This is a genomic window from Hymenobacter segetis, assembly GCF_054776495.1.
Genome location: NZ_BAAHBV010000002.1, coordinates 525,648 through 543,451 on the forward strand (window position 1 = coordinate 525,648; position 17,804 = coordinate 543,451).

The window sequence follows — 17,804 nt, forward strand, 5'->3', positions numbered from 1 at the left end:
CACCGCCGAATTAAGTCCGGTAGTCCGGGTTTTATCCGGCGTGCCACGCACGTCCATTTCCAGCCCCTTCTTCTATTCCACACACCTACTACTCCTTTCATGGCAATTAAAGACAAAGACGCGCTGGGCGGCCCGCGCAAGCTGCTGGCGCTGGATGGTGGCGGCATCCGCGGCACCATTACCCTGGAAATATTGGCCGAGCTGGAGCGCAGCCTGGAGCAGCGCCTCGGGGCCGGGCCGGGTTTCGTGCTGGCCGATTACTTCGACTACATTGCCGGCACCAGCACCGGGGCCATCATTGCCACCTGCCTCAGCCTGGGCATGCGCGTCACCGATATCCGGGCGTTTTACCTGGCCAGCGGCCCGGCCATGTTCGACAAGGCCAGCATCCTCAAGCGCTTCCGCAATAAGTACAAGGACGAGCAGCTGGCTCAGAAGCTCCAGGAAGTCATCCGGGAGCGCAGCGGCGAGCCGGAAACCACGCTGGGCAGCCAGGCCCTGAAAACCTACCTGCTCCTGATTCTGCGCAACGCCACCACCGACTCGCCCTGGCCCCTCTCCAACAACCCCCGGGCCAAGTACAACGACATCAGCCACCACAGCTGCAACCTGCAGCTGCCGCTCTGGCAGCTGGTGCGGGCCAGCACCGCCGCCCCCACCTACTTCCCCCCCGAAGTAGTGACCGTGGGCACCGAGGATTTTGTGTTCGTGGACGGCGGCGTGACCATGTATAACAACCCCGCGTTCCAGCTTTTCCTGATGGCTACCGTGAAGCCCTACAAGCTGGAATGGCCCACCGGCGAAGACCAACTCCTGCTCGTGTCGGTGGGCACGGGTGCGGCGGCCGGCTCCAACGCCGACCTCGCCCCCAACGAGATGAACCTGCTCTACAACGCCAGCTCCATCCCATCGGCCCTCATGTTTGCCGCCTCCAATGAGCAAGACATGCTGTGCCGCGTGTTTGGGCGCTGCCTGCACGGCGGCGAAATCGATAGCGAGGTGCTGGATTTGAAGGGCGACATCGGCCCGGGCTCCATCGAGAAGAAGTTTTTCACCTACCTGCGCTACAACGCGGACCTCTCCCGCGCCGGGCTCGACGCCTTGGGCCTACCCCACATCAAGCCCGAAACCGTGCAGCAGATGGATTCCGTGCAGTACATCCCGCAGCTCCAGGAAGTGGGCCAGGCCGTGGCCAAAGAAGTGGATTTGGCGCATTTCGCGGCCTTCCTGCCGGCCTAGCCTACCATTCGAGTGAAACCGGACAAGAATGAGCCGTCCCCCGCGTAAAAATACCCGGTTTTGAAACACCGTATTTCTACGGGGGTATGCGCCGGAATTGTCGCGGTTCTTTGTGCCGCCGCGCCGCTGCCGCACGGCCCATTAATCCAGGCGCTTCCCCGGTGCGGCAAGCCGCCGCCGGAAGCCGCGCCCCCGGTTTCAACGTCACGCCGAATTCACCAAAATCACTCCCTCGCGAACGTATCACTTCACCAACCTTACTCATCTAACCCAATGAACAACACCGCTCTGGCAGCCAATGCCACTGAAACCTCTTACCTCCTCAGCGAAGGCGACTACACGCAGTACGCGGCCGCCTGGAAGGAATTTGCCGGGCCATCTGGGGCAAATCTTACGCAAGCCTTCCTCGGGCCCGACAGCAACCGGCTGGAGGCCCTCAGCTTTCCGCCGGAGCGCATTAAATGGCTGGTTTCGGCCGTCGGCGTGAGCCAGATTAAAGCGCGGTTTTTGCTGATGCCCGGCCCTCAGGGCGAACGGTTCAACCTCGTCCTGTTCGCCACCGATGCCACCGGCTACCGGCTGTCGGCCTACTACCTGCCCGACCCCTACTTCACGGCCAGCACCCCAAATGGTGGCCTGGGCGAGCCTATTCCGCTGGACCTGGCTGCTGACTGGCAAAAAAACTGGCACGATGCGGACGACATCAAGGCGGACATGTTCATTTCTTACGCCGCCACCTCGCACGAGGCGGTCACGCTCGAAGGCTACAACTTTGAGATAAAGGATTTTGTGTCGGCCCTCTTCGGCAGCGCATCCGTTCCGGGCCAGAACCTCAGCCTGGGCCTGGGCCTGCACGAGTACCACGCCCCTACTGCCACTTCGGAGGCTGATTTGACGAAAACGTTCGGCCTGGTGCTGCAGGCTCCCGCTGCGGAGCTGGCTGCGCGCGGGGCGGCGGCCACCGCCGCCCGGGCTTTTGACATGGCCTTTCCCTGCCCTCCCGGCACCTGAGAGCCGATACCAAAAAACCTTATAATTGCCAGTTCTGACGGAAGAGGGCAAGTGCGTTATGACTGACCTTTTTCATCTTTCGTTGCAGCAGCTGGTGATGCGGCTGACGATGTTGCCGGTACTGGCAGCCGGAATCATTGGCCTGATTCGCTTCCGCCAGCTGCCGCTGAATATGCGGTACCTCACCACGCTTATCGGCTTCGTGCTGCCGATGAATGTGTTGGCTTTCGCGTTCATGATTCAGCACCGCAACAACATGTTTTTGATGCCGGTGTATATGGTGGGCGAGTTCACCCTCCTGGCCCTGGTGTTTCGACACACGCTACAGTCGCCTACCTTCACCCGGGCCGTGCCCTGGCTGGTAGGCGGCTTTGCAGCGTATGCCTTGTTCGATAGCCTGGTTCCGGGCGCGCTGGCCCAGTTTCGGCCCGGTCAGCAGGTGGTTCAGGGCGCGCTGATACTGCTGCTGGTGGGCCTGTATTTCCGGAAGCTGCTGCGCGAGCTACGCGTGCTGCAGCTGCGGCGCGAGCCCATGTTCTGGGTATCGACGGGATTATTGATATATTACCTGGGCTATTTGCAGATTGCCATTTTCAGCAATTACCTGCTGAACTACTCGCACCAGCTGAATGCCAACGTCTGGATGATACATTCGTTTCTGTTCATTATCCTTTATAGCTGCTACAGCCTGGCCTTATGGCTCCCCCAGCGGAAGTAACGTTTGGCCAGCTGCTATTTAGTGGCATCGCGGTGATGCTGCTGGCGGCGGGCACGCTACTGGTCTTTCTGGTGACGTACCAGAAGCGCCTGCTGCAACAGCAGCTCCACATGCGCACCGCCGAGGCCATTCATCAGCAGCAGCTGCTGGTAGCCATTATTGAAGCCCAGGAAGGGGAGCGCGAGCGCATCGGGCAGGATTTGCACGACGGCATCGGCTCGACGGTGGCCACGGCCAAGCTGCTGATAAACCGGCTCAGCAGCACCCCCACCGAGGCCCCGCCTACCGAGCTGCTGGCCCTTATCGAAGAGCTCATGACGGCGGCCGTGCAGGACGTGCGCAGCGTGTCGCACAGCCTGTACCCGGCCGTGCTCTCGCGCTACGGGCTGGCCGAGGCCATTCAGCACCTGGTGGACGTGTGCAACGAAACCGGCAAGCTGCCCATCGAGCTGGATATGGAATACGGCCAGTCCCTGGCCCTGGCCCAGGAGCTGGCCCTGTACCGCATTTGCCAGGAGCTCCTGCACAATGCCCTCAAACACGCCAAGGGGGCCACTTACCTGGTGGTGCAGCTGCACCAAACGTCCGAGTTGCTGACGCTGGCCGTGGAAGACGACGGCTGTGGATTTGCGGCCAGTGCCGGCGGCCCGGGCCGCAAAAATGGCGGGGCAGGCCTGCGCAGCATTGAGGTGCGGGTGCAGATGCTGCGCGCCAGCCTGCGCCGCCATAGCACCCCCGGCGAGGGCACCCGCATGGTGGTGGAGCTGCCGCTACTGTCGAGTTAAGTTTATTTTTCTTTCCTTCGTCATTTCCCACCTACTCTATCTCTATCCGATGGTTCCTACCCCCGCCCGCATCGCCCTCCTCGACGACCACCCCATGTTCCGTCAGGGGCTGCGCTACATCCTCGAACCGTTGCCCTTCGTGGCCAGCGTCTTGGAAACGGCCGATGCGGACGCGCTGGTGGCCTTGTGCCGGCAGCAGCTGCCCGATGTGGTGCTGCTCGATTTGCAGATGCCCCAAATGGACGGCCCGGAAGTAGCCCAGCTCCTGCTGGCGGAGTTTCCAGAGTTGAAAATCATTGTGCTCTCGATGTTTTCGGCCGATAAGTACATCACCCAGATGATGAAGCTGGGCGCCCGCAGCTACCTGCCCAAAGATGCCAACCAGGAAGAGCTGGTGCTGGCCATTGAGCAGGTACTTACCACGGGCTACCACTTCACGCCCCGCATTTCGCGGGCGCTGATGCGGGGCGTGCAGAAGCCCAGCCGCCAGCCCGTTGCCAAACTACCGGAGCTGCTGGAGCTTACCCCGCGTGAGGAAGAAGTGCTGCGCCTGATTTGCGAAGGCCGCCGGGCCAGCGAAATCGCCGAGCAGCTATTCCTCAGCCGCCGCACCGTGGAAGGCCACTGGCAACGGCTGCTGGATAAAACCGGCTCGTCCAGCGTGGCGGGCCTGGTTGCTTACGCCGCCAAGCACGATTTGCTCAGCCAGTAGCCCCGGGCCGGTAGCCAAGCCAGCTGGTGCAAGCAGGTGCCCGCGTTTTTTCCTAACTTAGGAAGGCAAATTCTCGCCGGCGTCCCTCCCGCCCCGGCCTGCTTCATCATGACCAAACCCGCTGCTGACCACTGGCCCGCCCTGCCCACCAACTGGGACGACACCCGCCAAACCCTACACCTCTGGACCCAGATAGTGGGCAAAACCCGCCTGGCGCTCAGCCCCATGGTGAACCACTGGTGGCAGGTGCCGCTGTATGTCACGCCGCGCGGCCTTTCCACCGGCTCCATGCCCTACGCCGGGGGCAGCTGCGAGGTCGTGTTTGATTTCAACCAGCACTGCCTGCGCCTGCACACCAGCGACGGCCGCAGCTGGGAGCTGGCCCTAAAGCCCCGCTCCGTGGCCGATTTCTACCGCCACTACCGCGCCTTGCTGCGCGAAGCCGGCATTCACGTCAAAATCTGGCCCGTGCCGGTGGAGCTGGAAGAGGCCACGCCGTTTACGAAGGATGAGCACCATTGCTCCTACGATGCGGCCGCCGTGCAGCAGTTCTGGCAGGTGCTGCTGCGGGCCGATGCCGTGCTCAATGAGTTTCGGGGCGGCTTTACGGGCAAGTGCAGCCCGGTGCATTTTTTCTGGGGCAGCTTCGATTTGGCCGTCACGCGCTTTTCGGGGCGGCCCGCGCCGCCGCACCCCGGCGGCATCCCGCACCTGGCCGATTGGGTGACTCGCGAATCGTACTCGGCCGAGCAGAGCGCCGCCGGCTGGTGGCCCGGCGGCAACGGCCAGGCAGCCGCCTTCTACAGCTATGTGTACCCCGGCGTGCCGGGCCTGGCCGAGGCCACCATCCAACCCGCTGAAGCCTTTTTCAGCCCCGAAATGGGCGAATTCTTCCTACCCTACGAAGCCGCCCGCACCGCCCCAAACCCGCGCCAGACCGTACTCGACTTCCTGCAAAGCACCTACGCCGCCGCCGCCGATTTATCGAACTGGGACCGCGCCGCGCTGGAGCGGCATTAGGTGGCAATACCAGGAGGAATCAGTTTTCAGAACGAACGTGCACGCAGACCGGCGAAAAACAGGGACTACTTTTACCCTCCCACCCTGTTTTTCGTTTTATGAAAGCCCTTTGTTTTGACACCTTTGGCGGCCCCGAAGTTCTATATTACACCGAAGTACCGGACCCGGCGGCGCCCGGCCCCGGCGAAGTACTGGTGCGCACCCGCGCCATCGGCCTGAACTATGCCGACGTGTACCGCCGCCAGGGGCATTACCACCTGCTGGGCCGGCCGCCCTACCTGGCCGGCTACGAAGCCGCTGGCGTGGTAGAAGCCGTGGGGGCCGGGGTGTCAGACTTTGCCCCGGGCGACCGGGTAGCCTTTGCCGACGTGCCCTTTGCCAATGCCGAGCTGGTGCTGGCCCCGGCCGAAAAACTGCTGGCGCTGCCGGCCGGCGTATCGTTCGAGCTGGGGGCGGCGCTGCTGCTCCAGGGGCTCACGGCCCACTACCTCAGCCACGACAGCTACCCCGTGCAGCCCGGCGATGTGGTGGCGGTGCACGCCGTGGCCGGCGGCGTGGGGCAGCTCCTCACCCAGCTCATTCGGCAGCGCGGCGGCCGGGTGCTGGGCCTCACCTCCTCGCCCGAAAAAGCCCAGGTAGCCCGTGAATTGGGCGCAGAAGCCGTCTTTTTATATTCCGACGACTGGGCCAGCCAGCTGCGCGCCCACACCCACGGCCAAGGCCCCGATGCCGTGTACGACAGCGTGGGCAGCACCCTGGCCCAAAGCCTGGAAGCCGTAAAAACCCGGGGCACGGCGGTGTTCTACGGCATGGCCGGCGGCGACCCGGCCCTGGTTGACCCGCGCCAGCTCATGGACTCTTCGAAGACGCTGACCGGGGGCGATTTGTGGAATTATCTTGACTCGGGCGCGGAGCGGCAGCGCCGGGCTGCGGAGCTATTTGGGCTGGTAGCGGCCGGGGAGTTGCGGGTGCACATCGCCCGGCAATTTGCGCTGGCCGAGGGGGCCGCCGCCCACCGCTACCTCGAAAGCCGCCAAAGCGCGGGCAAGATTTTGTTGATTCCGTAGCACGGCGCGGCCATCGGACTACCCGTAGCAGCCCCCCTTTACTCGGCTGGCAGCTGGCGGCCGAAGTGCTTTTTCAGAATTTCGTCGACCTTCTCCCTATTCAGGGGCTTGTTGAAAAAGCCGCCGATGTTGAGCTGCTGCACCCGCTCCACGTCGCGGGGGTGCAGCGAGGTGGTGAGCATCACGATGGTGGTGGCCTGGCGCTGGTCGGCGGGCAGCTGCTCGTAGGCTTCGAGGAAGGCAAAACCGTCCATCACGGGCATTTTCACGTCCAGCAGAATCAGGACGGGGCAGTCGGCGAAGGGCGTCTGGCAATGCACGTGCAGCAGGTCCAGCGCCTCCTTGCCGTTGAGGGCTACCAGCACCTGCTCGGCCACGCCCAGCCGCTTCAGCAGCAGCTGGTTGAGGTAGTTGGCGGTAGCGTCGTCATCGACGAGCAGGACGCAGGCGAGCTTTTGCATAGGCATTCAATTCGTATCCCTGCCCGCAAAGCGGCGCATTGGGACGGGGCAGGTCATTGATTAATGAAGTGCACCGTAAACGTGCTGCCCTGTCCCAGGGTTGATGCCACGGTGATGCGGCCCCCGGCGTTTTCCACCATCTTCTTCACCATGTACAGGCCGATGCCCGAGCCCTCCACATGGTCGTGGAAGCGCTGAAACATGCCGAACAGCCGGTCGGTATAGGCCGTATCGAGTCCCAGGCCATTGTCGCGCACTTCCAGCACCGTGTGGCCCGCTTCGGTCCAGCTGCGCAGGCATACGTGCGGCGGCCGTGTGGGGGCGCGGTACTTCAGGGCATTGCTGAGCAGGTTGAAGACCACCGAGCGCAGATTTTTCTCCGAAAACAGCACCGTGGCGGCCTGCACGTCCACTTCCAGCCGGGCCCCCGTGCTCTGAATGACCGGCTCCAAATCGAGGCGCACATCGCGGACAACGGCCGCGAGGTCGACCGATACCGTGGAGCCGCCGTGCTCCTTTTGCAGCCGCGACACCTCGGTGAGGTGCTCGATGGTGCGCTTGAAGCGGTTCACCGAGTCCTGCATCAGGTCGAGCAGGGGGCTTATTTCTTCGCTTTGGGCCGTGGCGGCGGGCAGCTCCATCAACAAAGCATCGAGCAACCCTTCGATGTTACTGATGGGCGCTTTGAGGTCGTGCGAAGCGGTGTAGATGAAGTTGTCGAGGTCGACGTTGGCGCGGGTGAGCTGCTCGTTGTTGTCGCGCAACTGCTGCTGGGCCTGGTCGATGCGCTCCAGGGACAGCTTCTGCTCGTGAATATCGGTGCAGGTGCCAATCCATTGGATAATCTCGCCCTGCGCGTTGCGCGAGGGCAGGGCGCGGCCCAGCATCCAGCGGTAGTCGCCGGCGCGGTTGCGGAAGCGGTATTCCACCTCGTAGGGCTCGCCGGAGGCCAGGCACTCCACCCACCGCTGCCCGGTAGCGGGCCGGTCTTCGGGGTGCAGGTGCGCCCTCCAGCCCAAGTCAGAACCCACGGCGTTTTCCCGGCCTATGTAGTCGAACCAGCGGCTGTTGAGGTAGGTGTTGATGCCCTGCGGGTTGGCCGTCCAGGCAATTTGCGGGATGCCTTCCAGCACGCGGCTGGCTTCGGCGGCGGCGCGCTCGCCGGCCAGGCGGGCAGCTTCTTCGCGCTTCAGCTCCTCATTTTTGCGGTCGAGCAGGGCGTTCTGCTCGGCCACCTGCGCCCGAATGGCCGTGATTTCGCGCTGCGCCGACAGGTCGGTAACGATGACGGCCAGCGCCGGCGTCTCGTTGAATTCCAGCACGTTCATCGACACCGAGAAGGGCAGCAACGCCCCGGTCTGGGTTTGCAGCGGCAGCTCGCCCCGGCTTTTACCGGCCCAGCCCCGTTCCATCAGCGCGGCCCAGGTTTGCTTGAAGCCCAAGGGCACAAACTCGTCGAAGTTGCGGCCCATCACCTCGGCCAGCGGGCAGTGCAGCAACTCGGCCAGGCTGGCGTTGCAGTAAAGCACGGTGGCATCTTCCGACAGCAGCAGGGCCCCTTCGTTCATCTGCTCGATGAGGGTGCGGTAGCTCTGGTCGGCCCCTTGCAGAGTGAAGATGCGCGGGCCCTCAGTGCTTTGCACGGCCAGCGCGTCCACGGCGCCGGTGCGGATGGCGTGAATCAGGTCGTGGGCTTCCTCCAGCTGCTCGCGCAGCTCTTCATTGGCCCGGGCCAGCTCGGCGGCGGAGGGCGCAGGATTACTCATAGCCCAGCACCATCAGCTGATTGATTGATACCCAAGGCCTTCAGCACCCGCTCACGGTTCGAAAGGTCGCCCACCAGGCGGCGCACCAGGCCGGGGCTGCGCTTGATGAGCGTGGGCACGCCGATGAGGTCTTCGCGCTGGGCCAGGTCGGGCTGTTGGTAAATATCTACAATCAGCAGCTCGTAGCGCCCTTTCAGGAACTCCTCGCAGATGTCTTTGATGTTGCGCACGGCGCGCGTCGAATTCGGTGTGGCCCCCGTGATGTACAGGTGCAGCACGTACTCGGGGCCGGCGGGCTCCGGCGGGGCCAGGGGGTCCGTAAAGGGTTCCATTGGCGCGGTTATTTGCTCGTGGCGGGGCGCACGTCGAGGCCGACCAGCACCCGCTCTTCGTTGGAGAGGTCGCCAATGATTTTGCGGATGGGCTCGGGCACTTTGCGCACCAGCGTGGGGATGGCCAGAATCTGGTCACCCTCAGCAAGCTGCGGATTTACAAGCAGGTCAACCACTTCCAACTTGTACCGACCTTTGAGGTGCTGCTCGCAGTACCGCTTCAGGTTGGCCAGGGCCGTCACCGATTTCGGCGTTTGGCCGGCCACGTACAAGCGCAGTTCCCACGTTTCCTGGAGGCCTTCTTCTTCTAATTCAACTGCGGCTACTTCTGCCATAAAACGGGTGGTGCAATGGGATGCTACGGCATTCCGGGCGTTTGGGTTACTGGCCGCTTTCGGCGGTGGGGGCGCTGGGGGCCGGGGGGTTGGCGGCCGCGATGCGCTGATGGCCGCTGAGCAGGGCCTGCTGGCGGCTTTGCTCGTTGGAGCTGATTTGGCGCAGCTCCTCCTCCACCGATTCAAACTCGGTGCGCAGGTTGGCAATGTTGGCTTCCAGCATCCGGCGGCGGCGCTCCAGCTCGCGGTCGCGGCGGTCGGCCTCCTGCTGGGCAGCCAGGGCTTCGGCGTGCTCCTTCATTTGCTGGGTGAGGCGGCTGGCCCCGGTCACGATGCCGGTGGGCCCGAGCACCACGTCGAGCAGCTCGATGCCGTGCGGGGTCACGATGAACTCGCGCACCTGGTTGGAGTGCGCCATGCCGCGCGATTTGAGGATGCTCAGGCCGCGGTTGCGCTCGCCCACGCCCTCCAGGTCGCGCACCGAAATCCAGGTATCAACCAGCGACGACACGCCTTCGTCGGTCATTTCCTGCTGCAGGCCGCGCCCGGTCACCAGCGCCGTGAACAGGGCCGTAATGCCATTAACCTTCAGGAAATCAATGAGACGAGTGAGCATACTGCGCACCTCGTTCACGTTGCCCACGGTGATGAGGTTGGTGATGGGGTCGATGACGACGGCCGTGGGCTTGAACTCTTTCACCAGGCGGTGCAGCGTCACGAGGTGCTGCTCGAGGCCGTTGAGGGTGGGGCGGCTGGCTTCGATGACCAGCCGGCCGGCCGCCACGTGCTCCTCCAGGTTGATATTGACCGACGCCATGTTACGCAGCAGCTGCGCCGGCGATTCTTCGAAGGCAAAAAAGAGGCAGCGGCCACCGTCCTGGCAGATTTTTTCGGCGAAGCCGGCGGCCAGGGTGGTCTTGGCGGTGCCGGCCGTGCCGGTAATGAGCACGCTGCTGCCCTCGTAGTAGCCGCGCAGGCCAAACATTTCGTCGAGGGCCGGAATGCCCGACGACACAATGCGGTTCGATACCTGGTGGTCGAGCCGCAGCGAGGTCACGGGCAGCACCGAAATGCCGCTTTCGGTGATGAGGTAGGGGTATTCGTTGGTGCCGTGGGTGCTGCCGCGGTACTTCACCACGCGCAGCCGGCGGGTGGTAATCTGGTCAATCACGCGGTTATCGAGCAGAATCACGCAGTCCGACACGTACTCTTCCAGGCCCTGGCGCGTGAGCGTGCCGTCGCCGCGCTCGGCGGTGATGATGGTGGTCACGCCCTTTTCCTTGAGCCAGTGAAACAGCCGGCGGATTTCCGAGCGCAGCACGCCCTGGTTCGGGAAGCCCGAAAACAGCGCCTCAATGGTATCGAGCACCACGCGCTTGGCCCCAATGCTGTCGATGGCATAGCCCAGCCGGATAAACAGGCCGTCGAGGTCGTACTCGCCGGTTTCCTCAATCTCGGAGCGGTCGACGTGGACGTGGTCGAGGCGCAGCATTTTGCGTTCCTGCAAATCCTTCAGGTCGAAGCCCAGGGAGGTGACGTTGGCGGCCAGCTCCGGGGCGGTTTCCTCGAAGGCCATGAGCACGCCCGGCTCATCAAATTCCAGGATGCCACGCACCAGGAACTCGATACCCATCAGGGTTTTACCGCAGCCAGCGCTGCCGCAAATCAGCGTGGGCCGGCCCAGCGGCAGGCCGCCTTCGGTGATTTCGTCGAGGCCTTCGATGCCCGTGGGGGCCTTGGGCAGTTGGGGTAAGACGTGGGCAGCGGCGGGAATATTTTCAGGCATGAAGCGGTGCTATGAGCAGATAAAGGTAGCAGTTGAAACAAAAAAAGCCCGGCTATGCAAAAAGCACAACCGGGCATGCAGACAACAGAACTCAACAGTAAATTCCAACCCGGGCGGGCAATCAGCGGCTGCCGGCCTCAAAATCGAGCCAGCCGGCGCGGTGCTCTTCCAGCTCGGCGGGGCTGATGCCGTAGGCGGCGCAGGCTTCGTCGGCGGCCATCAGGCCCTGCTCCACGGCGTTGAGCACGGCCCAGACCTTGAGCTTGCGCTCGGCCAGCGTGGCAGCCTCATCGACGGGCGCGGGGCGGCCATCGGTATCGAAGAAGTCGGGCAGGTTTTCGCTCATGATGTAGCCAAGGTAGACAGACAAATATTAACGCAGCGTGAATATTGACCGGATTGGACCGCCGGCCGAATAATTATTTCCAGCGGCTGAAAAACTGGTCGAAGCCCTCGCGGTAGCCGTCGCTCACGGGCAGGGTTTCGCCCCCAATCTGCACCGTGCCGCGCCCAACGGACTGGATGTGACCCAGCCCCACAATGTAGCTGCGGTGGATGCGCAAAAACTTGCTGGCGGGCAGCTTTTCCTCCATGCCGCGCAGACTGGTGAGCGAGAGCAACGGCCGCGTCTGGGTGGCCAGGTGCACCTTCACGTAGTCCTTCAGGCCCTCCACGTACACGATATCGGCCAGGGGCACGCGCACCAGCTGGTACTCTACTTTGAGGTAGATGTAATCGTCCTCGGGTGCATTGGCGGGTTGGGGAACTGGTGGATTGAGTGGCGCGGAGGCAGGCGCGGGCGTTTCGCTGGCCTGCTTCATCTCGAAGTAGGTTTTGGCCTTGAGGGCGGCGCGCAGAAACTCCTGGTAGTCGAAGGGCTTGAGCAGGTAGTCCAGCGCATCGACGCGGAAGCCTTCCAGCGCGTACTGGTTGAAGGCCGTGGTAAAGATGACGCGGGGGCCGTGCTGCAAGACTTTGGCCAGCTCCAGCCCGCTCAGGTCGGGCATCTTGATATCGAGAAACAGCAGCTGGGCATCGGGCCGCTCATGCAGCGAGCGCAGGGCGGCTACGGCGCTTTCGTGCCGGCCCACGAGGCGCAGAAACGGGGTTTGCTCGATGAAGGAGCAGACCAGGCCAAGGGCCAGCGGCTCGTCATCGACGGCCACGCAGTTAATGACGAACGGGGCGGCGGCAGTGGCGGGGATTACAGATTCAGGTGCAGACATACTTCGTACTCGTTAGCGGGGTTGCGGGGCTGCACGCGCACGGTGTGGGCGTGGGGATAGAGCAAATCGAGGCGGCGCTGGGTGTTGGCTAGGCCGATGCCGCCGGGCTCGTCGTCATCGGCGGGCCGGTCGGGGAATACGGTGTTGCGCACGCACAGCTCGACGGTATTGGCCGTGGGCTGGCGCAGCTGGATGGTGATGCAACTGGGCGCGGTGGCGCTCACGCCGTGCTTAAACGCATTCTCGACAAACGGCTGGAACAGCATGGGCGCGATGAACGGGTCGGGGCTTAGCGGGTCGGGCATCTCGAACTTGACCTGCACTTTGTTGGTCAGGCGCAGGTGCATCAGCTCAATATAATCGCGCAGGAAGCTGATTTCCTGGCTCAAACGGGTATGGCCGGCGGGCGACTCATACAGCACGTAGCGCATCATGCGCGAGAGGCGGTGCAGGTTGGTGCGGGCCAGGTCGGCGTCGAGCAGGGTGAGGGCGTAGATGTTATTGAGGGTGTTGAAGAAGAAGTGCGGGTTGATTTGGGCCTTAAGCAGGCTGAGTTCGGTAGCCACCTGGCGGCGCTCCAGTTCCAGGCGGCTTTCGGCGTCGCGCTGGCCCTTTTGCATGGCCGCGAGGCTGGTGGCAATGCCCAGCACCAGCAGCGTAATCAGCAGCACGCCGGTATTGAAGAGCGGGCGGCCTTCATCGGGCCCCAGCTGCGGGTGCGGGCGTGGGCCGGACCACGGGTTGGGCGGGTTGAGGACGGCCTCGCGGGCGGTGGCCACCAGCTCGGGCACGCCCAGGCGCTGCTCCACCTGCTGATGGATGACCAGCACTGCCAGCACCACCACGGCATTCAGGGCCACGTAGGCCCAGCCCTTGCCGCCGTACAGCAGGCGCGGCGCGGCCCACAGCACATTCAAATAAAACACGCCCACCAGCAGGCCAAACACCACGGCCTGCGTCAGCCAGAACTCGGTGGGCTTCGGGCCAGGGTAATCGGGCTGCTGGGCCACCAAAAGCACCGCCACCAGGCCCCAGACCAGGGCGTGCTGCAGCAGCGTGGAAGCCGAACGGAGTAGCGGTAACGCCATAGAAGTGGTGGATAGGAATTGCTCCGCAAGCTACAACGGCGGCCCCGCGTGCCCGGGCTCGCATCGGCCAGCGGGGGTTGGATATCGGCCAGTCGGCACTTTGGGCCGCTGGCGCGGGCAGTGGCGCAGTGGCGGTTTGGGGCCGCGCCGTTTGGGGGGCTAAATGGGCGAATGGGCGACGCCGGCTAGTAACTCGCCGATTGCAGTTTGACCAGCCTATAGAGGGCCTGCAAATTTGAACCAATCCCACCGTCCCCAAGACCAACGGGGCTGCTGGTTTTATCTCCGCTCATCTTCCAATATTCCCATGGCCTCGTCTCTACTTCCCCGCGTTGCTTCGATGGTGGCCGCCGCCGCGCTGCTGGTGGTAGTGGCCTGCCAGAAACAGCCGGATACCCCCAACGCCGCCGACCTGGCCACGCTCACGGCCCTGCCGCAGGTGGCATCCGCCCCGGCCAACAACCCGAGCAGCACGGCCAAAATCGCGCTGGGCCGCGCCCTGTTCTGGGACCCCGTGCTATCCGGCGGCAAGGACGTGAGCTGCGCCAGTTGCCACCATCCCGCCAGCGGCTACGCCGACGCCATCGACCTCAGCATCGGCAGCAATGGGCAGGGATTGGGCACTGCCCGCCATTTCCGCGCCCCCAACGACATTGCCTTCGTCAAGCGAAACTCGCCCACGGTCCTCAACGCCGCTTTCAATGGCATGGCCACCGATGGCACCTGCCAGCCTGCCACGGCCGCCATGTTCTGGGATTTGCGGGCGCAGTCGCTCGAAACGCAGTCGCTGATGCCCGTGGCCACGCTGGAGGAGATGCGCGGCCACCAGTATGCCGAGGGCGTGGCCCTCGACTCGGTGGTGGCGCGGCTGCGCGGCTTCGCGGCGTATGGGCCGCTGTTCAGCGCGGCGTTTGCGGAGGCCACGCCCATCACGGCGGCCAATATCGGCAAGGCCATTGCCTGCTTCGAGCGCACGCTGGTAGCTACTGATTCGCCCTTCGACCAGTACATGCGTGGCGATAAATCGGCCCTCACGGCCCAGCAGGTGCAGGGCTTGAATGATTTCGTGACCAGCGGCTGCGCCAAATGCCACAGTGGCCCGATGCTCAGCGACTACCAATTGCACGTCCTCGGCGTGGCCGACAACACCAAGAACCCCGCCTCCGACGCGGGCGCGAATGGCAGCTACGCCTTCCGCACGCCCAGCCTGCGCAATGTGGCCCTCACCGCGCCCTACATGCACAGCGGCACGCTGGCCAACCTGACGGCCGTGCTCAATTTCTACGACCCCGGCCGCGGGGGCCAGGCTCCTTCGGCCAACCCGCACGTGAGCGTGAGCCAGCGCGACCCGCTGTTCCCGGGCCGCGTGACTAACCCGCAGAACATCATCGCCTTTCTGCAATCCCTCACTGCCGCCAGCTACGACCGCACCGTGCCCGCCGCCGTGCCCAGCGGCCTGGCCGTGGGCGGCAACATCCACTAAGCTCGTTCCCCATTTTTCTTTTTTCAATTCATTTTTTCAACCACCATTTTCTTCATAATCATGCGCTTAACTTCCGTACTTCGTTTTGCCAGCGCCGCGGCGCTGCTGTGTTCCATGAGCAGCTTCTCGGGCTGCGAGAAAGACAACGTGAGCCCCAACGGCGGCTGCGCCAAGAAAACCACCACGACCACCACGCCTACTACCACCACCACGACGGGCACGGGCACGGGTACCGGCACGGGCGGCGCTAACTAATCCGGCACAGCGGAGCCTCACTCCCGCTCCTCTTCAAAAAAGAGGAGGAGACTGACAATTTCCGTCAGAAAAAAAGACCGATGCCGCCGCTCCCCAGGGAGGGGGCGGCGCTCGGCAGGGAGCCGGGGGTGAGGTTCCTAGGATGCCGCAGCCATATTTATTATCTTCATTATCACTATGAATACCCTCCGCTCGCTTGGTCTTTTGCTTCTGTTGCTGCTGCCGCTGGCGGCATCGGCCACGCACATTGTGGGCGGCGAGCTGGATTTGCAGTACAAGTCCGGCAGCACCTACACGCTCAGCCTCAACCTGTATTTTGATGCCATCAACGGCGACCCACTGGCCCTGGACCAGAGCCTCGTGGCCAGCATTTTTGTGAAAGCCACCAACCAGCGCGTGGTGAACGTGACGCTGCCGCTCACCTCCAATACCTTCGTGCAATACACCAACCCGGCCTGCGCCGTGGGCTCGCTGAGCACCCGCAAGCTGGTGTACACCAAAGACATCATCCTGGACGCCGCCACCTACGCCAATGCCGGCGGCTACTACGTGGCCGTGGAGCGCTGCTGCCGCAACATCACCATCAGCAACATTGTGAACCCGGCCGGCGCGGCCCAGACCTTTTACCTCGAATTTCCGGCCGTCGTCCGCAATGGCGCGGCTTTTATTGACTCCACGCCGCGCATCTTCCCGCCCCTGGGCGACTATGCGTGCCGGGGCGAACTGTTTTACTACGATTTCGGCGGGCAGGATGTGGACGGCGACTCACTCATCTACGACATGGTGACGCCGCTGAACGGCCACGCCACCGCCGCCGTGGGCAACACCGCGCCCCTGCCTAGCGCCGCGCCCTACGCCCCCATCACCTGGAGCCAGGGCCTAAGCGCCACCAACCAGATTCCGGGCTCGCCGGCTTTGGGCATCGACGCCCACACCGGCCGCCTCACGGTGCGGGCCAGCAGCCTGGGGTTGTTTGTGTTCGGAGTGCGCTGCTCGGAATACCGCAAGGGCGTGAAGATTGGCGAAACGCGGCGCGACTTCCAGCTTTATGTCCTGAACTGCCCCACCAACGTGGCCCCGAAGCTCCAGGTGCACGCCGCTAATAGTGCCACGCTATACCGCCCAGGCCGCGACACGCTACGCCTGCTGCCCGGCGGCAACCGCTGCCTCACCATCCGCTACACCGACCCCGACCCGAACTCGGTGCTCACGATGAGCACGCGGGCAGTCAATTTCACGGTACCCGCGCCCACCTTCACCACCAGCACCAGCGGCACGGTGCGGGCCGCCGGCGCACCGGATACCCTTACCGCCACCCTCTGCTTTCCCGATTGCTCGGACACCAAGGGCAAGGTGTATTTGCTCGACCTCATTGTGGCCGATAACGGGTGCAGCCTGCCCAAGCACGACACCGTGCGCGTGGCCTTCACTGCCACGCAGGCCCCCAACGCGGCCCCGGTGCTCACCAGCAGTTTCCCGCCCGCCCCGGCCCCGGCCGTGGATGCCGCGCCCACCGTGGTGCGCGTGACCCTGGGCCAACGCTACACCGCCACCCTCACCGGCACCGATGCTGACCGCAACTCTTTGGCCCTTACCGCCACCGGCGAGAGCTTCGACCTGGCCGCCGTGGGCATGCAGTTTGCGGCCCAGAACGGTACGGGGCTGGCCAATGCCACCTTCGCCTGGGAGCCCACCTGCGTGGCTGTGGCGGCCATCGGTGCTAATGATGGCCTGGTCGTGCATTTCAAGCTCACCGAAACCGGGCCGTGCGTACCGCTGCCGCAGGAGCGGGTCATCCGCTTCCAGGTGGTGCCGGTGGCGGAGCTAGCGGCCTTCCGCCCGGCCAACGTCATCACGCCGAACGGCGATGGCCTGAACGATTTCCTGCGCATGCCCGACCTGCCGGTGGACTTCTGCGATAACAAATTTGCGGGCATCAAAATCTTCTCGCGCTGGGGGCAGCAGGTTTTTGCGTCGTCAGAGCGCGGGTTTCAGTGGGGTGGCCAGGGCGCGGGCGGGCTGTATTATTACCTCGCCACTTACACCGATGGCCGCAAGTTCAAGGGCTGGGTGGAGGTGATTCCGTAGCGGGGCTTGTGCTAAACCAACGTTGCAGACGCCTGTCATCCTGAGCGCAGCGAAGGACCTTATCACGCCTGCGCCAATTGAATTGCCGACAGCATTACTACAGACCGTTCTTGGGTGATAAGGTCCTTCGCTGCGCTCAGGATGACAGGGCCGCCCCCGCTCTAACCCTTCCTTCCCTACCTTTCCCCTCCCATGAAGCTCAAGCCCAACATTGCCACCAGCGAGGCCGGATTCATCTTCAATCCCGCCACCGGCGACTCCTTCGCGGCCAACCCATTGGCAGCCGACATCCTGGCCCGCGCCAAGGCCGGACTGGACACGGCTGCCATCAAGGCCGACATTCTGGAGCGCTACGACGTGGCCCCCGGCCAGCTCGAAAAAGACTGGGACGACCTGCTGGCCCAGCTGCGCGACTTCAACCTGCTAGACTAA

19 protein-coding genes are annotated in these 17,804 nt (G+C 63.7%); 11 read left to right on the forward strand and 8 right to left on the reverse strand.

Translation table 11 applies throughout. The features are described from left to right. Positions 1–99 precede the first annotated feature (99 nt). The 7 genes from ACYU70_RS12775 (at position 100) to ACYU70_RS12805 (ending at position 6,552) form a co-directional block, all read left to right on the forward strand. Positions 100–1,239 carry a patatin-like phospholipase family protein gene (locus ACYU70_RS12775; RefSeq protein ID WP_342301634.1) on the forward strand — a complete coding sequence of 380 codons (1,140 nt, stop codon included), beginning with the start codon at positions 100–102 and terminating at the stop codon, positions 1,237–1,239. Between the two features lie 273 nt (positions 1,240–1,512). Next, positions 1,513–2,250, forward strand: a complete 738-nt coding sequence (locus tag ACYU70_RS12780) for a hypothetical protein (protein ID WP_342301632.1) — start codon at positions 1,513–1,515, stop codon at positions 2,248–2,250. Positions 2,251–2,308: 58 nt separating this feature from the next. Further along, positions 2,309–2,968 carry a hypothetical protein gene (locus ACYU70_RS12785; RefSeq protein ID WP_342301630.1) on the forward strand — a complete coding sequence of 220 codons (660 nt, stop codon included), beginning with the start codon at positions 2,309–2,311 and terminating at the stop codon, positions 2,966–2,968. Continuing rightward, positions 2,947–3,753: a sensor histidine kinase gene (locus ACYU70_RS12790; protein WP_460616002.1), complete on the forward strand. Its 807-nt coding sequence runs from the start codon at positions 2,947–2,949 to the stop codon at positions 3,751–3,753. The genes ACYU70_RS12785 and ACYU70_RS12790 overlap by 22 nt, the downstream gene beginning before the upstream one ends. 49 nt (positions 3,754–3,802) lie before the next feature. Then, entirely contained in the window at positions 3,803–4,465 is a 663-nt protein-coding gene (locus ACYU70_RS12795; RefSeq protein ID WP_460616003.1) for a response regulator, read from the forward strand. A 108-nt stretch (positions 4,466–4,573) separates the two neighbouring features. Then, complete coding sequence (locus tag ACYU70_RS12800; protein WP_460616004.1) at positions 4,574–5,485, forward strand: DUF5996 family protein; 912 nt, start codon at positions 4,574–4,576, stop codon at positions 5,483–5,485. Positions 5,486–5,583: 98 nt separating this feature from the next. After that, entirely contained in the window at positions 5,584–6,552 is a 969-nt protein-coding gene (locus ACYU70_RS12805) for a quinone oxidoreductase family protein (RefSeq protein ID WP_460616005.1), read from the forward strand. Positions 6,553–6,590: 38 nt separating this feature from the next. On the opposite strand, the gene ACYU70_RS12810 is transcribed toward ACYU70_RS12805, so the two are convergent. From ACYU70_RS12810 to ACYU70_RS12845, 8 genes are all read right to left on the reverse strand, one after another. Then, on the reverse strand, positions 6,591–7,013 hold the full coding sequence (locus ACYU70_RS12810) for a response regulator (RefSeq protein ID WP_460616006.1): 423 nt from the start codon (positions 7,011–7,013) through the stop codon (positions 6,591–6,593). Positions 7,014–7,066: 53 nt separating this feature from the next. Further along, positions 7,067–8,779 carry an ATP-binding protein gene (locus ACYU70_RS12815; RefSeq protein ID WP_460616007.1) on the reverse strand — a complete coding sequence of 571 codons (1,713 nt, stop codon included), beginning with the start codon at positions 8,777–8,779 and terminating at the stop codon, positions 7,067–7,069. Next, on the reverse strand, positions 8,776–9,111 hold the full coding sequence (locus tag ACYU70_RS12820; RefSeq protein ID WP_460616008.1) for a circadian clock KaiB family protein: 336 nt from the start codon (positions 9,109–9,111) through the stop codon (positions 8,776–8,778). The genes ACYU70_RS12815 and ACYU70_RS12820 overlap by 4 nt, the downstream gene beginning before the upstream one ends. 8 nt (positions 9,112–9,119) lie before the next feature. After that, on the reverse strand, positions 9,120–9,446 hold the full coding sequence (gene kaiB, locus ACYU70_RS12825; protein WP_460616009.1) for a thioredoxin domain-containing protein: 327 nt from the start codon (positions 9,444–9,446) through the stop codon (positions 9,120–9,122). Positions 9,447–9,492: 46 nt separating this feature from the next. Next, a complete protein-coding gene (kaiC, locus tag ACYU70_RS12830; protein WP_460616010.1) occupies positions 9,493–11,232 on the reverse strand; it encodes a KaiC family protein in 1,740 nt (579 codons plus the stop codon). Between the two features lie 121 nt (positions 11,233–11,353). Then, positions 11,354–11,602: a DUF1153 domain-containing protein gene (locus tag ACYU70_RS12835; protein WP_460616011.1), complete on the reverse strand. Its 249-nt coding sequence runs from the start codon at positions 11,600–11,602 to the stop codon at positions 11,354–11,356. Positions 11,603–11,651: 49 nt separating this feature from the next. Continuing rightward, the gene (locus ACYU70_RS12840) at positions 11,652–12,458 is read right to left on the reverse strand and encodes a LytR/AlgR family response regulator transcription factor (RefSeq protein WP_460616012.1); all 807 of its coding nucleotides are present in this window, start codon (positions 12,456–12,458) and stop codon (positions 11,652–11,654) included. Further along, positions 12,437–13,546: a sensor histidine kinase gene (locus tag ACYU70_RS12845; RefSeq protein WP_342301642.1), complete on the reverse strand. Its 1,110-nt coding sequence runs from the start codon at positions 13,544–13,546 to the stop codon at positions 12,437–12,439. The genes ACYU70_RS12840 and ACYU70_RS12845 overlap by 22 nt, the downstream gene beginning before the upstream one ends. Positions 13,547–13,853: 307 nt before the next feature. Between ACYU70_RS12845 and ACYU70_RS12850 the strand changes: the two genes are divergently transcribed. The 4 genes from ACYU70_RS12850 (at position 13,854) to ACYU70_RS12865 (ending at position 17,804) form a co-directional block, all read left to right on the forward strand. Continuing rightward, the gene (locus tag ACYU70_RS12850) at positions 13,854–15,029 is read left to right on the forward strand and encodes a cytochrome-c peroxidase (RefSeq protein ID WP_342301643.1); all 1,176 of its coding nucleotides are present in this window, start codon (positions 13,854–13,856) and stop codon (positions 15,027–15,029) included. Between the two features lie 60 nt (positions 15,030–15,089). Continuing rightward, complete coding sequence (locus ACYU70_RS12855; RefSeq protein WP_342301645.1) at positions 15,090–15,284, forward strand: hypothetical protein; 195 nt, start codon at positions 15,090–15,092, stop codon at positions 15,282–15,284. A 177-nt stretch (positions 15,285–15,461) separates the two neighbouring features. Continuing rightward, a complete protein-coding gene (locus tag ACYU70_RS12860) occupies positions 15,462–17,372 on the forward strand; it encodes a T9SS type B sorting domain-containing protein (protein ID WP_342301647.1) in 1,911 nt (636 codons plus the stop codon). Between the two features lie 192 nt (positions 17,373–17,564). Then, positions 17,565–17,804 (forward strand): PqqD family protein, encoded by a 240-nt coding sequence (locus tag ACYU70_RS12865; protein ID WP_342301648.1) that lies wholly within the window; start codon positions 17,565–17,567, stop codon positions 17,802–17,804.

Bases quoted from the DNA above. Each gene is read 5' to 3' on its own strand.
- ACYU70_RS12775 (WP_342301634.1), top strand. From the start codon at position 100: ATGGCAATTAAAGACAAAGACGCGCTGGGCGGCCCGCGCAAGCTGCTG.
- ACYU70_RS12780 (WP_342301632.1), top strand. From the start codon at position 1,513: ATGAACAACACCGCTCTGGCAGCCAATGCCACTGAAACCTCTTACCTC.
- ACYU70_RS12785 (WP_342301630.1), top strand. From the start codon at position 2,309: ATGACTGACCTTTTTCATCTTTCGTTGCAGCAGCTGGTGATGCGGCTG.
- ACYU70_RS12790 (WP_460616002.1), top strand. From the start codon at position 2,947: ATGGCTCCCCCAGCGGAAGTAACGTTTGGCCAGCTGCTATTTAGTGGC.
- ACYU70_RS12795 (WP_460616003.1), top strand. From the start codon at position 3,803: ATGGTTCCTACCCCCGCCCGCATCGCCCTCCTCGACGACCACCCCATG.
- ACYU70_RS12800 (WP_460616004.1), top strand. From the start codon at position 4,574: ATGACCAAACCCGCTGCTGACCACTGGCCCGCCCTGCCCACCAACTGG.
- ACYU70_RS12805 (WP_460616005.1), top strand. From the start codon at position 5,584: ATGAAAGCCCTTTGTTTTGACACCTTTGGCGGCCCCGAAGTTCTATAT.
- ACYU70_RS12810 (WP_460616006.1), bottom strand. From the start codon at position 7,013: ATGCAAAAGCTCGCCTGCGTCCTGCTCGTCGATGACGACGCTACCGCC.
- ACYU70_RS12815 (WP_460616007.1), bottom strand. From the start codon at position 8,779: ATGAGTAATCCTGCGCCCTCCGCCGCCGAGCTGGCCCGGGCCAATGAA.
- ACYU70_RS12820 (WP_460616008.1), bottom strand. From the start codon at position 9,111: ATGGAACCCTTTACGGACCCCCTGGCCCCGCCGGAGCCCGCCGGCCCC.
- kaiB (WP_460616009.1), bottom strand. From the start codon at position 9,446: ATGGCAGAAGTAGCCGCAGTTGAATTAGAAGAAGAAGGCCTCCAGGAA.
- kaiC (WP_460616010.1), bottom strand. From the start codon at position 11,232: ATGCCTGAAAATATTCCCGCCGCTGCCCACGTCTTACCCCAACTGCCC.
- ACYU70_RS12840 (WP_460616012.1), bottom strand. From the start codon at position 12,458: ATGTCTGCACCTGAATCTGTAATCCCCGCCACTGCCGCCGCCCCGTTC.
- ACYU70_RS12845 (WP_342301642.1), bottom strand. From the start codon at position 13,546: ATGGCGTTACCGCTACTCCGTTCGGCTTCCACGCTGCTGCAGCACGCC.
- ACYU70_RS12850 (WP_342301643.1), top strand. From the start codon at position 13,854: ATGGCCTCGTCTCTACTTCCCCGCGTTGCTTCGATGGTGGCCGCCGCC.
- ACYU70_RS12855 (WP_342301645.1), top strand. From the start codon at position 15,090: ATGCGCTTAACTTCCGTACTTCGTTTTGCCAGCGCCGCGGCGCTGCTG.
- ACYU70_RS12860 (WP_342301647.1), top strand. From the start codon at position 15,462: ATGAATACCCTCCGCTCGCTTGGTCTTTTGCTTCTGTTGCTGCTGCCG.
- ACYU70_RS12865 (WP_342301648.1), top strand. From the start codon at position 17,565: ATGAAGCTCAAGCCCAACATTGCCACCAGCGAGGCCGGATTCATCTTC.